The organism is Halomonas sp. R57-5, assembly GCF_900070345.1.
In the GTDB taxonomy this organism is placed as follows: domain Bacteria; phylum Pseudomonadota; class Gammaproteobacteria; order Pseudomonadales; family Halomonadaceae; genus Vreelandella; species Vreelandella ventosae_B.
This window is the reverse complement of record NZ_LN813019.1, coordinates 4,320,128-4,334,417: the sequence shown is the minus strand read 5'-3', so window position 1 is coordinate 4,334,417 and position 14,290 is coordinate 4,320,128. Positions and strand designations below refer to the sequence as shown.

The window sequence follows — 14,290 nt, the reverse complement described above, 5'->3', positions numbered from 1 at the left end:
TTCCCTCTCCTGGAGCGCGGATGTCTGCTTTTGATAGCTCTTTTAAAGAAGGCTCTGTTTCTGCTGTTGGCTCTGCAGATAGCCCAACCAGTGAGCATACGCCTCCGCCGCGGCGTGAGTTTAAAGCGCGGGGTAGTTTTGTCACCCGCTGCGATCACTGCCAGCTACCCGTACTGAACTGCCTGTGCCCCTATCAGGTGAAGGCAGAGAGTCATGCTCAGGTGTGGTTGTTGACCCATCCGATAGAGCACTATAAACCGACCAATACCGGGCGTTTGATTCGCGACGTGATCACCACGACGCAGGTATTTACCTGGTACCGCGTGGCGCCGGATGCCCAGTTAGCCGCGCTGCTAACAGACCCTCGCTACGCGCCCTTTGTGATTTTTCCGGACGATCAGCCCGACTATGCGGATCGGGTGGTTGGCATAGACACGGTGCATGCGGCGAAAGCGCAGGCGCGCATTCCGGTATTTATTATTCTGGATGGCACCTGGCGTCAGGCGCGGCGTATGTTTCGTAAAAGCGCTTACCTGGATGATTTGCCGGTATTGCCACTGAAGAGTGAGCGCGAGACCCGCTATCGGCTGCGCAAGCCTGCATCAAAAGCGCATTTATGTACTGCGGAAGTGGCGATCGAGCTGCTGCGCCAGGGCGGGGATACCGTTGCTGCGGACGTGCTGGACGATTACTTTGAGGTGTTTAACGACAGCTACGCGGCGAGCCGATTGCATCACAAAATCGACCCGCCGACAGCAGCAATGCGGCGCCTAGCCGCCAAACAATGTACCGGCGATTCTGAACCCGGCTACCCAGGTACCCACTGCTGAACCTAGCGTGGCGAGAATAAACACCAGCAGGGTGCGCGATACGCGGTTTTGCCACCAGCCTTTCAACTGGGTGACATCGTGGCGCAGCGATGAAAAATCGCGCACTTTGGGTTTGCGCATATAGAGCTCAACCCCGGCGGCTACGAAGCCAGCACCGATGGTCGGGTTTAGCGATGTCAGCGGGGCAGCAAAAAAGGTGGCAATAACGGTCACTGGGTGTGCCAGGGCGATAATCGTCGCGCCGCCGGAGAGAATGCCATTAATCAAGAACCACTCAAGTACCAGTTGCCAGCCCAGGTCGGTGTTGCGCGAAAAGCCAATCGCAAAGCCGGTGAGTACCAGTGCGGTAATCAGCCAAGGTAGCGCCTTCCAGAGCTTAGATGGCGGCGGGGTGGCTTCCAGCGATTCACGCTCTACTTTTGGGTCGGCGGGCAGTGGGGCTTCAAGGTGTTCGCCGGTGCCTTTGAGGTGACCAGCACCGATCACCACCAATACGTGTTGATAGCGCCCTGGCGGTGCATCTTCGGCCAAACGCAGCGCCATATAGCGGTCGCGCTCGCGAATTAGCGGCGTATAGAGCGCTTCAGATTCGGCGGCAAACTCGCTGAAGGTCGCTTCCAGCATATCGCCTTCTTTGAGCTTTTCGATGTCCTCTTTAGAGACATCTTGGCGAGAGAGCACGCTGCCAATCAGCCCTGAAAAGAGCGAGAAACGCTGCCACCAGGGCACATTGCTGTAGATACGCTTTAGGGTTAAGCCCACATCACGGTCGACCAGCAGTAACGGCAGTTTCCGGCGGCTGGCTTCTTCAACGGCGGCGCGCATTTCGGCCCCCGGCTGAATGCCGGACTGATCGGCAATCCGCTGCTGAAAAGCGCCCAGGGCCAGGCTCGCGGCGACCATGCCCGCCTTGCCTTGCCTAAATACTTGGAATAGATCCTGCTCGCCCATGGCATCCGGGTTGGACATACTGTGGTGGCGAGCATCACACAGCTCAATCGCTACCGCATCGAAAGCACCGCTATCCAACAGCGCGCGCACATCGTCGGCGCTTTCCGCCGACACATGGGCCGTGCCCAGCAGCGTGTAGCGGGTTTCACCCACAGTGATCGTTTTTAGCGGCCCGCTAGTGGCTGGAAACGTGGTTGGCGTTGCCGCCAGTGGCCCAGTGTCTCCGTGAGATGCTTCTTCGTGAGACGTATCGTCGTGGTTCATTCACAGCTCTCAAAATCAATAAGTGGGTCTGATGTAAAGGAACTTATGTGAAGGGCTTATGTGGAGGGCTTAGCGCCGCCAGAAAGCGGGCGTAAACAGCACCAGTACCGTAAAAATTTCCAGGCGGCCGAGCAGCATGGCCATAACCAATATCCATTTTGCCAAGCTGGGCATGTCGCCGTAGTTAGTGCTGGCTTCGCCTAGGGCGGGGCCAAGGTTGTTGAGGGCAGATCCCACCGTCGACCAGGCGGTTACCTGATCAACCCCGGTGGCCATGACGCCCACCAGCATTAAAAAGAACAGCATCACGTAGACCGAAAAGAACCCCCACACCGCCTGGGCAATGCTGTCGGGCACGCTGACTTTGCCCACTTTGACCGCAATCACCGCATTGGGGTGAATCAGCCGCATGATTTCGCGCATGCCCTGTTTGATGATCAAAATAATCCGAATGACCTTCATGCCGCCACCGGTAGAGCCGGAGCAGCCCCCCACGAACGCGGCCATAAACAGCAGAAAGGGCAAGGCGCCAGGCCACATTGAGAAGTCGGCGACACCAAAACCGGCGGTTGTTGCCACCGAAACGACCTGGAAAACCCCATGGCGTAGGCCGCGCAGCGTGTCGTAGGTGTCGGTTAACCACAGGGAGAGTACGGTGACTACGGACAGCGCGAGCAGAAATAGCATTAAAAAACGCGCTTCGGGGTCGTGAAAGTAGTGCATCAGGCTTTTTTCACGCCAGGCGATAAAGTGCAGGCTAAAGCTGAATGCTGAAATCAACATAAAGCCCACGCATATCATTTCAATGGCGGCGCTATCGAAGTAGCCGATGCTGGCGTCGTAGGTGGAAAAACCACCGATAGCGACAGTCGAAAAGCTATGACTTAAGGCATCGAACCAGCTCATGCCCGCTAGCATATAGGCAATCATGCAGGCGAGGGTCAGGGTGGCGTAGATGTACCACAGCGCTTTGGCGGTTTCGGTGATACGGGGGGTGAGCTTGGAGTCTTTCAGCGGCCCCGGAATCTCGGTCCGGTAAAGCGCCATACCCCCCACCCCTAGGGTCGGCAAAATGGCGACGGCCAAAACGACGATACCCATGCCGCCCAGCCATTGGAGCTGCTGACGATAGTACAGAATCGATTCGGGTAAAAAATCGATGCCGGTAATCACGGTGGCGCCGGTGGTGGTCAAGCCGGAAAACGACTCGAAGACCGCATCGGTGATGCCCAGCGAGCCTTCGCCGAACAGCATCAGCGGCAGCGAGCCGAACAGTGCCAGCACCGTCCAGAACATCGCGGCAATAATAAAGCCATCGCGGATGCGCAGCTCTTTTTGCGAGCGCCGATTGGGCAGGTAGAGCAGCAGCCCGGTGGAGACTGAGATCGCAATGCCGCTAATAAAGGCACTCCACACGCCGTCGCGAAACCACAGTGAAATCAGCGTGGGAGGGAGCATGGTTAGGCTGAACAGCATGAGCAGCAGCCCCAAAATGCGCAAAATAACCCGCAGACTCATGGTTGTCGCATGCTCCTGTTATTAGCTGCCAGTGGCAGTGATTCGAGGGTTATCAAAAGAACGTTAGACCGACTTGGAACAGACGCTCCACATCGCGAATGCGGCGCTTATCGATCACAAACAGAATGACGTGGTCGCCGCTCTCTACCATCACATCGCCGTGGGCGATGATGACCTCTTTGCCGCGTACAATCGCACCAATCGTCGTGCCGTCGGGCAGGTCGATCTCACGAATCGTGCGACCCACCACTTTAGACGACTGTTTGTCGCCATGGGCGATGGCCTCAATGGCCTCGGCCGCACCCCGGCGCAGCGAGTGAACGTTAACAATATCGCCGCGGCGCACGTGGGTGAGCAGGCTACCGATGGTCGCCTGCTGAGGTGAAATCGCAATATCGATGTCGCCGCCTTGCACCAGATCCACGTAGGCGGCGTTGTTAATCAGCGTCAGCACCTTTTTGGCGCCTAGCCGTTTGGCGAGCAGCGACGACATGATATTGACCTCGTCGTCGTTGGTCAGCGCGCAGAAGATATCGCACTCTTCGATATTCTCCTCTTCCAACAGGCGTTTGCTGGTGGCGCTGCCGTGGAGCACCACGGTGCGATCCAAGCGCTCAGACAGCGTGGTACAGCGCTCCAGGCTGTGTTCGATGATTTTGACCTGGTGGCTATGCTCCAAATGCTCCGCCAGTCGCTCGCCGATATTGCCGCCCCCGGCAATCACGACGCGGCGGAAGTCCCGTTCCACCCGGCGCAGCTCGCTCATCACCGCACGAATATCCCGGCGGGCGGCGAGGAAGAACACTTCGTCGTCGGCTTCGATCACCGTATCGCCGCGGGGAATAATCGGTCGGCTGCGGCGATAGATCGCCGCCACCCGGGTATCCACGTTGGGCATATGACGGCGCAGAAAGGCCAAGTCCTGACCCACCAGCGGGCCGCCGTAGAAGGCTTTCACCGCCACCAGTTGCACCAGCCCTCCGGCAAATTCCAGCACCTGTAGGGCGCCAGGGTGCTCGATCAAGCGGCGCACATGGTCGGTAACCACCTGCTCGGGGCTGATTAGTACATCAATGGGAATGGCTTCGTGGGCGAACAGCCCTTTGCGGGTCAGGTACGCCGTGGCGCGCACTCGGGCAATCTTGGTGGGGGTACGGAACAGCGTATGGGCGACCTGACAGGCGATCATATTGATCTCGTCGCTGTTGGTCACGGCGATCAGCATATCGGCGTCTTCGCAGCCTGCCTGGCGCAGCACAATGGGGTAGGAGCCCGCCCCGGTAACGGTGCGGATATCGAGTTTGGTGTGCAGGTCGCGCAGTTTTTTGGCGTCAGTATCAACGACGGTGATGTCGTTTTCCTCGCGGGCGAGGTGTTCTGCCAGTGTGCCGCCGACCTGGCCGGCGCCGAGAATGATGATTTTCATTGCTGAGCATCGGTTCCATTAAAAGCGCCAGCGCAATATCGTTAAGACCAGCAGGCGGTCTTAGGACTCAGTCCTGACGTTGAAGACGTAAATTGTCGTTCAGGTACGTCTATCATGCGCTGCAATAAAGACGGCGGCCAGTGTAAACCAGCCGCCGCCGAAAAGCAGGTGGGGATTATTCTAGCGTAAAGCCAACTTTAACCGTTACCTGCCAGTGGGCCACCTGACCGTCTTCAATATGACCACGGGTATCGACTACTTCCAACCAGCGCATGTGCTTAATAGTCTCTGACGCCTTGGCCAGAGCGTTCTGTACCGCTTCTTCAATACCTTTCTCGGAAGAGCCGGTCAGTTCCACATGCTTATAAGTATGATGACTCATAGTACCTCCTTCCTTGTCATAAATTCACTGCCCTGGCATCAGTGAGCGCTTAGGCAGTGCGCTTCTCTAGTCTGGCATAAAAAAAGCCATCGTGACTGCTCTGGGCCGGAAACAGCTGACGACCCGCGCCGCTGGAAATACCCCAAGCAACGTCGTTAGGCGTGGTGACATGAGCGTCGGGCGTTCGGGCGAGAAATGCCTCAATCTGCTCGCTGTTCTCTTCCGGCAGTACTGAGCAGGTGGCATACAGCAGGGTGCCGCCTTCGCGCAGCATCGGCCAAAGATTGTCTAACAGCTGGCGTTGAAGCTTGGCCAGCGGCCGGATATCGTCTTTGCGCCGCAGCTTCTTGATATCCGGGTGACGGCGAATAACGCCGGTGCCAGAGCAAGGGGCGTCGAGCAGGATGGCATCAAACGGCGTGCCGCTCCACCAGTCGCGCTCGGTGGCATCGGCGTGCTCGAGTACCGCCTCGACGCCTAAACGGCTGAGCGTGTCTTCCACCCGCGCCAAGCGCTGGTTATCGCTATCGATAGCCGTCAGCGCAATATCAAACTGCTCTAGCAAATGGGCTGTTTTACCGCCTGGCGCGCAGCAGGCATCGAGTACACGAGCCCCGGGCCGTGGCGCGAGCGTGGGGCCAAGTAATGCCGCCGAGAGCTGAGCAGCCTCATCCTGAACGCTCACATGGCCTTCTTCAAAGCCGGGCAGCGCGGTGACATCGCAGGGCGTTTCCAGGGTGATGGCGTCTGGGGCATGGGGGCATAAATGGCCGTTCAAGCCCTGCTCGGTGAGCATGCCCAAATAGGCCTCGCGGTCGTTGTAGCGTTGGTTCACCCTTAACGTCATCGGGCCTGCGTGATTGTTGGCTTCAATGATATCGCGCCATTGCTCTGGCCACGCCTGGCGCAGCGCGTTAAGTAGCCAGGGGGGATGCTCCAGAGCGACATGCTCATCCCGGTCTACCTGGGCTTGGAGCGCCTCGGATTCGCGCTGCAGGCGACGCAGGCAGCCATTTAAAACGCGGGTGGCCCACTCCTTCTTTAGTAAGCGTGCAGCGCCAGCGGTTTCGCCTACCGCCGCGTGGGCCGGAATGCGCATATACAGCAGCTGGTAAATACCCAGCAGCAGCAGCGCTTGAACATCGCTGTCGCGTTTTTTAAACGGCTGCTTCAGCAGCACGCCTGCAAGGGCTTCCAGGCGCGGCAAACGGCGGCAGGTGCCAAAGCAGAGCTCTTTTAGCAGCCCGCGGTCACGAGCCACTACGCTGTGCTCATCGAGCCCCGCCAGGGAGCCTTGGTCGCTGAGGACCGGGGCCAGCGCGCGGGCGGCGGCGGCGCGGACTTCCTGGCCACTACCGCCTGGGGGGGAGTGTTTTTGGCTCATGGTGTTTCTCCTTTGCTGGCCTGAGCCGCGGAATTTTCAAAACGAGCACCAAGACGAGCACCAAGCTGTGTGCCTGTAGCAAGGCGCGCGTGGCGGGCATTCAGTAAGTCACGCACGGCCATGGCTTTACCGCCAGGCAGCTGTGCGCTGGTGACGCACAGCACGTCGCGACCGTCGGTGCCGCAGGCGATCCGCAAATGGTCGTCGCCATGTTCAAGCAGGGTGCCAGGGGCGCAGGAAGGGTGTTCACCTTCCTCTGCGCTGGCCATTAGCAAACGTAGGCGATCATCGCCCAGCGCGCACCAGGCCACCGGCCAGGGATTAAAGGCGCGAATCTTGCTGGCTAACTGCTGGGCGGACTGTCCAAAGTCGAGCTCGGCTTCCGCTTTGCTCAGCTTGGCGGCATAGGTGACGCCTTCCTCGGGCTGAGGCGTGGCATGCGCGGTGCCGGTGGCCAGGGCATCCAGCGTGTTGGTTAGCGCATTGGCGCCTTGAATCGCGAGGCGGTCGTGCAAATCGCCGCCGGTGGTGCGGCCCGTAATGGGCGTGCGCACTTCCGAGAGCATTGCGCCGGTGTCCAGGCCAGCGTCCATCTGCATGATAGTTACACCCGATACGCTATCACCCGCTTCGATCGCCCGTTGGATGGGGGCAGCGCCGCGCCAGCGGGGCAGCAGTGAGGCGTGCACGTTAACGCAGCCTAATCGTGGTATATCCAACACGGCCTGGGGCAGCAGCAGGCCATAAGCCACAACGACCATGATGTCGGCATTGAGCGCGGCCAGCTCGGCTTGAGCCTCGGGCTGCTTTAGCGTCTGAGGCTGATAGACAGGCAGGCTGTGTTCTAGAGCCAGCTGTTTGACTGGGCTGGGCGTTAACTTACGGCCGCGACCAGCGGGCCGGTCGGGTTGGGTGTACACCGCGACCACCTCGTGCTGGCTTTCCAGCAGCGTTGCCAGGCTTGAAGCGGCGAATTCAGGCGTGCCGGCAAAAACAACGCGCAATCGTGACATATAAAGAGGGCTACCTGGCGTGAATGAGAGAAGTGTTAGGCGTCCTGCATCTGCTTGTGACGTTTCTGCATTTTTTTGCGGATACGGTCACGCTTTAGCGGCGACAAGTAGTCAACAAACAGCACGCCCTCAAGATGGTCGTACTCGTGCTGAATACAGTGTGCCAGTAGACCCTCTGCCTCTAACTCATAGGCCTCGCCATTACGATCCAGCGCGTTAAGCTGCACCTTAAGATAGCGCGGCACTTCGGCGTAGTGCTCGGGAATCGACAGGCAGCCCTCCGAAAGCAGATCTTTTTCATCGCCAATCGGGGTATAGCGCGGGTTGATGAGCACCAGCGGCTGGGRGTTGTCGTCGCTGACATCCATGACGACAACACGGCGATGGACATCGATCTGGGTCGCGGCTAGACCGATACCACGGGCGTCATACATGGTCTCCAGCATATCGTCGACGAGCTGGCGTACCTCATCGTCGACGGTTTCCACCGCAGCGGCCTTGGTGCGGAGGCGCTCATCGGGGAATTCAAGAATAGGAAGTTTGGCCATGGCGTTACAATCACCGTTATGCTGAGTCTAAATTAAGTCAAGCTAGGCAGTGACGAGTGTCCTCTCACCTAGGTACTTTATGATGGGTCACTATATCATGCTGTCAACGTTTCTGGGCATAGGCGCATAGCGGCTCATCACCCGCATAATAATCAGACTATTCACCTTTTAAGGGGAGCAGAATGGCAGCAAAGCAACACGCCTACCGGGGGGCATTAAGTGGTTGGCTGCTGAGTGCAGTGATGCTGATGAGTAGCGAAGTCGCCGCGTGGGAGCGTGATCAGCAGGTGATTAAACTCTCGCCGCAGGTGCGTACCTTGCCCCATCGAGAAGCGATTGAGCCCATCGCCTTGGAGGAAGCGCAGGCCTTTCTGCGCGACCACCGCGTTGTGGAGGATGCCGAGGCGCTGCAGGAGCTGGCTTACGTAGTGGCGGGGGATGATCGCCGTGTGATTAGCGGCGCGGGAGAAAAGGTGTACTTGCGGGGGGATGTACCGCGCCATGGTCAGGTGGGCATTTATCGTCAGTCGGAAGCCTACCTCGCCATGGATGGCACGCCACTTGGCTTGGAGCTGATTAACGTAGGCGTCGCCCACCATGTCAGCAGTGAAGACGATATGACGCAGCTTGAAGTGATTAGCTCCCACCAGGAAGTGCGGGTTAACGACATCGTCCTGCCGCTGGAAGAGCGCGAGCTGAGCAGCGAACTTGTCCCGCGCGCGCCGCTGAATCCTATCGAAGGACATATTATTGCCGTCCCCGGCGGGGTGCGCTTTATTGGCCGCTTGCAGATCGTTACGCTGGATCTCGGTACTCTGGATGGCTTGCAGGCAGGGCATGTGCTGCGGGTTAATCAACAGGGGGAGTTAATCAACGACCCGCGTACCCAGGAGCTGGTTCAACTACCGAGCACCGAGGCGGGTACTGTGATGGTATTTAAGCCCTATGACCGTGTCAGCTACGCCTTGGTGATGCAGGCATCCCGGGTGCTAGAGGTTGGCGATCAAGTTGAATCACCGGCCGATTAGCCGGCGGCATAAAACGTATTGATAAGGAGGTAGTATGGACGCCCAGGCGTGGCTGGTGGTCAATGCCTTGCCCGGTATGGGGGCGCTGCGTATCGCGCAATTAGTAGCCCGTCAGCCCCAGTGGCCGGCAGGGTGGCTGGCCGCACTGCCCAGCCGTGCAGCCAGTGAGTTGCGCCTGTGGCTTGAGCACCCTGCCCGCAGCCCACTGCAAAGGGTGATTGATGAAACCCTGGCGTGGCAGCAAGGTGGCCCAAGCAGACACGTACTGCATCGCGACCATCCCGCCTGGCCTCGACTGTTAAATGAATTGCCCGACCCGCCCGTGGTGCTCTGGGCCCAGGGGGATCTTGGCGCTCTTGAAGGCCCGAAACTTGCCATGGTGGGCACCCGCCGCCCTACCGGCGAAGGTACCCACAACGCCCAAACCTTTGCCCGTGATCTTGCCCGCCGCGGCTGGTGTGTGGTCAGTGGTATGGCGTTAGGGGTGGATGGCGTTGCCCAGCGCGCAGCCCTGAATGCGGGAGGCCGCACGATCGGTGTCCTAGGCTGCGGCGTGGATGTGATCTATCCCGCCTCGAATCGTGATCTTCATGAGCAGCTTGGTCGTCTGCCCGGCGGCCTGCTGTTGTCCGAGCATCCCCCGGGTACGTTGGCGCGCCCGGCATTTTTCCCACGCCGGAATAGAATCGTGACTGGTCTCTCGCTCGGTACGCTAGTGGTTGAAGCGACCGAAAAAAGTGGCTCGCTGGTCAGTGCAAGGCTCACCATTGAGCAAAATCGGGAACTGTTTGTGCTACCCGGTTCACTGCACAACGTTCAGGCCCGCGGCTGCTTGTCACTGCTACGCCAGGGCAGTGCCCACTTAGCCTGCAGCGTCGACGATGTTATCGCTGACCTTGGCCACTGGGCGGAGGCGTTTATCCCGCCTGACGCCGCTATTCAGCAGCCCTTACCGGAGACGGTAGAAAAACTGCCTAGAGATGAGCCCTTGCCAGACAACTTATTAACAGCTCTATCGGCCACGCCAACACCTATCGACACGCTGGTAGCGTCTACGGGCACATCGGTCAGCGACTGCCAGCAGCGGCTACTTATGCTTGAGTTGGAGGGCTGGGTAAGCCAGCAAGCGGGAGGCTGGGTGCGGTTGCCGCGGCCATGATAGGATAAAACCATTAAAGGCCTGTTAGCCGTGAGGAGAGACCATGAGTTTGGCGACCGATCTAGCCCCTGCGATTAGCGCGCTGCGTAGTGGGGGAGTGATTGCCTGTCCCACTGAAGCGGTTTGGGGGCTTAGCTGTGACCCCGAAAACGACGAAGCCTTAGCCCATCTAATGCGCATGAAAGAGCGCGATCCTGCCAAGGGCGTCATCCTTGTTGCTGCCAATATTGGCCAGTTCCAACCCTGGTTGAGCCAGCTTCCGCTCGCGATGCATGCTCCTCTTGCGGCAAGCTGGCCGGGGCCTAATACCTGGCTAGTGCCTGATTATGGCCGTAGCCATGGGCTGGTGCGTGGCGCCCACGAGCGCGTAGCGCTACGGGTGACCGACCACCCGGTGATGAAAGCGCTGTGCGAAGCCTTTGGGGGGCCGCTGGTATCCACCTCGGCCAATCGTTCGGGGGAACCGCCTGCGATGAGCGCCGCTGAGATCACTGCAATCTTTGGCGATGAAGTTGCCCATGTGGTGGAAGGTGCGCTCGGTGGCAACGCTAAACCCAGCACTATCAGGGATTTAGCCACCGGTAAAATCATGCGCCCCTAGCTGTCGTTTAACTCACTATTCACCATTTTCTATTCACCCATTACGACTCACCAATGACCCCTCAGGAGATACTGTGGCCCACGAGCACCTTGATGACGTTAAACGCTACCTTCTTGATCTGCAGGAGCGGCTATGCGCTGGATTGGCTGAGGCCGATGGCGCTGCCCAGTTCCAAGAGGATAGCTGGGAACGTGAAGAGGGCGGCGGCGGTCGATCACGGGTGATGACCCATGGCGGCGTGTTCGAAAAGGGTGGCGTTAACTTCTCCCATGTCTATGGCACCCAGTTGCCGCCTTCGGCCACCGCCGCGCGCCCTGAACTGACCGGACGCAGCTTTCACGCGGTAGGCGTTTCCTGGGTGCTGCACCCGGAAAACCCCCATGTACCCACCAGCCATGGCAACGTACGTTTCTTTATTGCCGAGAAAGTCGGCGAGCCGCCGGTATGGTGGTTTGGCGGCGGTTATGACTTAACGCCATTTTATCCTGTGATGGAAGACGTTGTGCACTGGCACCAAGTGGCAAAAGCCGCCTGCGATCCTTTTGGCGACGACGTTTACTACCGCTACAAAGCTTGGTGTGACGAGTACTTCTATCTTAAACATCGCGATGAAACCCGCGGTGTGGGCGGACTGTTTTTCGACGATTTAAACGACGGCGAGTTTGCCGACTGTTTTGCCATGCAGCGTGCGGTGGGCGACAGCTTCTTAGCGGCGTATTTGCCCATCGTCGAGCGGCGTAAAAACGACGCCTGGGGCGAACGCGAGCGTGACTTTCAGCTCTACCGTCGTGGTCGTTACGTGGAGTTCAATCTGGTGKGGGATCGCGGAACTTTGTTTGGCCTACAGAGCGGCGGGCGCACTGAATCCATTTTGATGTCGATGCCGCCGTTAGCGCGCTGGGAGTACGCCTTTGAGCCAGACCCCGGCAGTGCTGAGGCGCGCTTGACTGAATTTCTACACGCGCGGGACTGGCTCGGCGAATTCGCTGAAACGACGGAAAAATTATTATGACCGATCGCTACTGCGTGTTTGGCAACCCGGTCAAACACTCCAAATCTCCGCAGATCCACGCTGAGTTTGCCCATCAAACGCAACAAGCGCTTGAGTACTCCGCCGAAGCGCCGCCGCTGGATGGCTTTGCCGGTGCTTGGCGCGCCTTTAACGATGCGGGCGGGCGTGGCGCCAATGTGACCGTACCGTTCAAAGAGGATGCCTTTGCGCTGTGCGATACCTTAAGCCACCGCGCCCGTCGTGCAGGGGCGGTGAATACACTGATACTTGGTGGTAATGGCCGCACCTACGGCGATACCACTGACGGTATTGGCTTAGTGCGTGATTTGGCCTATCACCGCGTAGCGTTAGCGGGGAAGCGTATTTTGGTGGTAGGCGCCGGTGGCGCCGTGCGCGGCATTCTGGAGCCCTTACTTGCCGAGCAGCCCAGTGAGGTCGTCGTGGTTAACCGCACCGCCGCCAAAGCCGAGCAGTTGGCCAGCGATTTTGCTGATCTTGGGCCTATCCACGGCGGTGGTTTTGATACCGTTAACGGCACTTTTGATGTAGTGATTAACGGCACCAGCGCCAGCCTCAGCGGCGATTTACCGCCGCTGCCGGATGCGCTTTTTGCTCCGCATGCCTGGGCCTACGACATGATGTACGGATCCGAGCCGACAGTGTTTTTACAATGGGCTGGCCCCCGCGGTGCAAAACTGCTCGATGGCCTAGGCATGCTGGTCGAACAGGCCGCCGAGTCGTTTTTTCTGTGGCGCAATGTGCGCCCAGATACGGCACCCGTGCGCGAAATGCTGCGCCAATCGCTTAACTATTCATAACCGCATCAGTTAACGCTGCTAAAAAAGCGGGGGCGGATAATGTATCCGCCCCCGCTTCTTATTCATGCCGCTAAAAATGCTTCAATTAGCGCGCTTAACGTACAACCCCACAGTGCACATCACCAGCCCCACCACCGAAAGCAGCATGCCGCCATTAACTAACAGCGGCGAGCGTTGGAGCCAGGATACGAAGGGCTGTGGTGTGTCGCTACAGACGCTTTCGATATAGTTCCAATGACCGCCATCAAGCTGGCAGGCGCGCACATCGTTGAGCTCCCAGAAATACACGCCCATCAGCACAAACAGCGGCAGTACCAGCAGCAGTAATCCCAGCTTGATCATTTAAACCTCAATAGCCGACTCACTCAGCGAAGCATTAGGGACGCGGGCAGTTGGGTGTACGACCATTGCTGCGAGCCTGCTCATAGACGGCCAGGGCTTGATCCATATTACCTTGCAAGCCTTCAATGCGCTGGCCTTGGCCAGGGTGAGKGGACATCCACTCCGGGGGTGAGCCACCACCGGACACCGCCTGCATGTTTTCCCACAGAGTAACGCTCTCACGTGGGTCGAAACCGGCTTGCGCCATAAGCTCTAGGCCAATCACATCAGCCTCACTTTCATGAGCTCGTGAGAACGGCAGGACGATGCCGTACTGCGCGCCCATGCCGAGTACGCCCATCAACTGCTGGCCACCTGCGGACTGCATGCCGGAAGTGCTGGAAATAACCGACAGACCTAACGAGGTGGCGCTCTCGGTTGAGGCGCGCTCATTGGCATGGTTGGCCAACACGTGACCAATTTCGTGACCAATCACGGAGGCAAGTTGGTCTTGGCTAGTGGCAATATCCAGCATGCCGGTATTCACCCCCATATAGCCGCCCGGTAGCGCGAAGGCGTTGGGCTGCTCGGATTCAAACACGCGGATTTGCCAGTCTAACTGTTGCTGCTGTGCAGGGAGTTCCGCCACGATGGCATCGGCAATACACTGCACATAGCGCTGACTGGCTTGACCAGCGCTGGGTAGCTCCTGCTGATATTGAGAAAATGCCTGACGGCCCATCTCATTGAGTTCACCGTCAGAGAGCAGCAGCAGCTGCGAGCGCCCGGTGGGAGAGGTGGTACAAGCGGCGATAGACGCACATAAAGCGGTAACAGCGAGAGGGCGAAGCCAGCGCATGAGTCGGTTTCCTTATAAACGAAAGAATTTCTTGCACACAAGATAACCGCTGATAGCAGTAAATCAATCCCCCATCATAACCCACCTTGAGGGTGAGTATGGATGCTGAATTGACCACCCCTCTGAACCAAGGCTAGGCCGCAGAGGATTGGCTGTAAGCTTCTAGACACAAACCC

At 58.5% G+C, this 14,290-nt stretch carries 15 protein-coding genes; 6 read left to right on the top strand and 9 right to left on the bottom strand.

All coding sequences use genetic code 11. From position 1 onward, the window contains the following. Window positions 1-20: 20 nt before the first annotated feature. Window positions 21-830: a tRNA-uridine aminocarboxypropyltransferase gene (locus HALO_RS19720; RefSeq protein ID WP_050713910.1), complete on the top strand. Its 810-nt coding sequence runs from the start codon at window positions 21-23 to the stop codon at window positions 828-830. On the opposite strand, the gene HALO_RS19715 is transcribed toward HALO_RS19720, so the two are convergent. From HALO_RS19715 to def, 7 genes are all read right to left on the bottom strand, one after another. Next, entirely contained in the window at window positions 771-2,045 is a 1,275-nt protein-coding gene (locus HALO_RS19715) for a TraB/GumN family protein (protein WP_035576647.1), read from the bottom strand. The genes HALO_RS19720 and HALO_RS19715 overlap by 60 nt on opposite strands. Before the next feature lie 69 nt (window positions 2,046-2,114). Beyond that, window positions 2,115-3,563, bottom strand: coding sequence for a TrkH family potassium uptake protein (locus HALO_RS19710; protein ID WP_035576648.1), 1,449 nt, complete (start codon window positions 3,561-3,563; stop codon window positions 2,115-2,117). Between the two features lie 52 nt (window positions 3,564-3,615). Further along, the gene (trkA, locus tag HALO_RS19705; protein ID WP_035576649.1) at window positions 3,616-4,989 is read right to left on the bottom strand and encodes a Trk system potassium transporter TrkA; all 1,374 of its coding nucleotides are present in this window, start codon (window positions 4,987-4,989) and stop codon (window positions 3,616-3,618) included. A gap of 175 nt (window positions 4,990-5,164) precedes the next feature. Next, window positions 5,165-5,371: a dodecin gene (locus HALO_RS19700; RefSeq protein WP_008959783.1), complete on the bottom strand. Its 207-nt coding sequence runs from the start codon at window positions 5,369-5,371 to the stop codon at window positions 5,165-5,167. Window positions 5,372-5,420: 49 nt separating this feature from the next. Continuing rightward, window positions 5,421-6,755, bottom strand: a complete 1,335-nt coding sequence (rsmB, locus tag HALO_RS19695) for a 16S rRNA (cytosine(967)-C(5))-methyltransferase RsmB (protein WP_035576650.1) — start codon at window positions 6,753-6,755, stop codon at window positions 5,421-5,423. Further along, window positions 6,752-7,768, bottom strand: coding sequence for a methionyl-tRNA formyltransferase (fmt, locus tag HALO_RS19690; RefSeq protein ID WP_035576651.1), 1,017 nt, complete (start codon window positions 7,766-7,768; stop codon window positions 6,752-6,754). The genes rsmB and fmt overlap by 4 nt, the downstream gene beginning before the upstream one ends. A 35-nt stretch (window positions 7,769-7,803) precedes the next feature. Further along, window positions 7,804-8,316 carry a peptide deformylase gene (def, locus tag HALO_RS19685; protein WP_050713909.1) on the bottom strand — a complete coding sequence of 171 codons (513 nt, stop codon included), beginning with the start codon at window positions 8,314-8,316 and terminating at the stop codon, window positions 7,804-7,806. 182 nt (window positions 8,317-8,498) lie between these two features. On the opposite strand from def, the gene HALO_RS19680 reads away from it, so the two are divergent. The 5 genes from HALO_RS19680 (at window position 8,499) to aroE (ending at window position 12,934) form a co-directional block, all read left to right on the top strand. After that, the gene (locus tag HALO_RS19680) at window positions 8,499-9,344 is read left to right on the top strand and encodes a hypothetical protein (RefSeq protein ID WP_035576653.1); all 846 of its coding nucleotides are present in this window, start codon (window positions 8,499-8,501) and stop codon (window positions 9,342-9,344) included. A gap of 34 nt (window positions 9,345-9,378) precedes the next feature. After that, window positions 9,379-10,503 carry a DNA-processing protein DprA gene (gene dprA / locus HALO_RS19675; RefSeq protein WP_035576654.1) on the top strand — a complete coding sequence of 375 codons (1,125 nt, stop codon included), beginning with the start codon at window positions 9,379-9,381 and terminating at the stop codon, window positions 10,501-10,503. 43 nt (window positions 10,504-10,546) lie between these two features. Next, window positions 10,547-11,104 (top strand): L-threonylcarbamoyladenylate synthase, encoded by a 558-nt coding sequence (locus tag HALO_RS19670; RefSeq protein WP_035576655.1) that lies wholly within the window; start codon window positions 10,547-10,549, stop codon window positions 11,102-11,104. A 73-nt stretch (window positions 11,105-11,177) separates the two neighbouring features. Next, a complete protein-coding gene (hemF, locus tag HALO_RS19665; RefSeq protein ID WP_050713908.1) occupies window positions 11,178-12,116 on the top strand; it encodes an oxygen-dependent coproporphyrinogen oxidase in 939 nt (312 codons plus the stop codon). Further along, window positions 12,113-12,934, top strand: coding sequence for a shikimate dehydrogenase (aroE, locus tag HALO_RS19660; RefSeq protein ID WP_035576658.1), 822 nt, complete (start codon window positions 12,113-12,115; stop codon window positions 12,932-12,934). The genes hemF and aroE overlap by 4 nt, the downstream gene beginning before the upstream one ends. Window positions 12,935-13,015: 81 nt before the next feature. On the opposite strand, the gene HALO_RS19655 is transcribed toward aroE, so the two are convergent. Together HALO_RS19655 and HALO_RS19650 are read right to left on the bottom strand one after the other, a co-directional pair. After that, window positions 13,016-13,276 (bottom strand): hypothetical protein, encoded by a 261-nt coding sequence (locus HALO_RS19655; RefSeq protein WP_035576659.1) that lies wholly within the window; start codon window positions 13,274-13,276, stop codon window positions 13,016-13,018. A gap of 34 nt (window positions 13,277-13,310) precedes the next feature. Next, on the bottom strand, window positions 13,311-14,114 hold the full coding sequence (locus HALO_RS19650; protein ID WP_050713907.1) for a M48 family metallopeptidase: 804 nt from the start codon (window positions 14,112-14,114) through the stop codon (window positions 13,311-13,313). Window positions 14,115-14,290 lie beyond the last annotated feature (176 nt).

Bases quoted from the DNA above. Each gene is read 5' to 3' on its own strand.
- HALO_RS19720 (WP_050713910.1), top strand. From the start codon at position 21: ATGTCTGCTTTTGATAGCTCTTTTAAAGAAGGCTCTGTTTCTGCTGTT.
- HALO_RS19715 (WP_035576647.1), bottom strand. From the start codon at position 2,045: ATGAACCACGACGATACGTCTCACGAAGAAGCATCTCACGGAGACACT.
- HALO_RS19710 (WP_035576648.1), bottom strand. From the start codon at position 3,563: ATGAGTCTGCGGGTTATTTTGCGCATTTTGGGGCTGCTGCTCATGCTG.
- trkA (WP_035576649.1), bottom strand. From the start codon at position 4,989: ATGAAAATCATCATTCTCGGCGCCGGCCAGGTCGGCGGCACACTGGCA.
- HALO_RS19700 (WP_008959783.1), bottom strand. From the start codon at position 5,371: ATGAGTCATCATACTTATAAGCATGTGGAACTGACCGGCTCTTCCGAG.
- rsmB (WP_035576650.1), bottom strand. From the start codon at position 6,755: ATGAGCCAAAAACACTCCCCCCCAGGCGGTAGTGGCCAGGAAGTCCGC.
- fmt (WP_035576651.1), bottom strand. From the start codon at position 7,768: ATGTCACGATTGCGCGTTGTTTTTGCCGGCACGCCTGAATTCGCCGCT.
- HALO_RS19680 (WP_035576653.1), top strand. From the start codon at position 8,499: ATGGCAGCAAAGCAACACGCCTACCGGGGGGCATTAAGTGGTTGGCTG.
- dprA (WP_035576654.1), top strand. From the start codon at position 9,379: ATGGACGCCCAGGCGTGGCTGGTGGTCAATGCCTTGCCCGGTATGGGG.
- HALO_RS19670 (WP_035576655.1), top strand. From the start codon at position 10,547: ATGAGTTTGGCGACCGATCTAGCCCCTGCGATTAGCGCGCTGCGTAGT.
- aroE (WP_035576658.1), top strand. From the start codon at position 12,113: ATGACCGATCGCTACTGCGTGTTTGGCAACCCGGTCAAACACTCCAAA.
- HALO_RS19655 (WP_035576659.1), bottom strand. From the start codon at position 13,276: ATGATCAAGCTGGGATTACTGCTGCTGGTACTGCCGCTGTTTGTGCTG.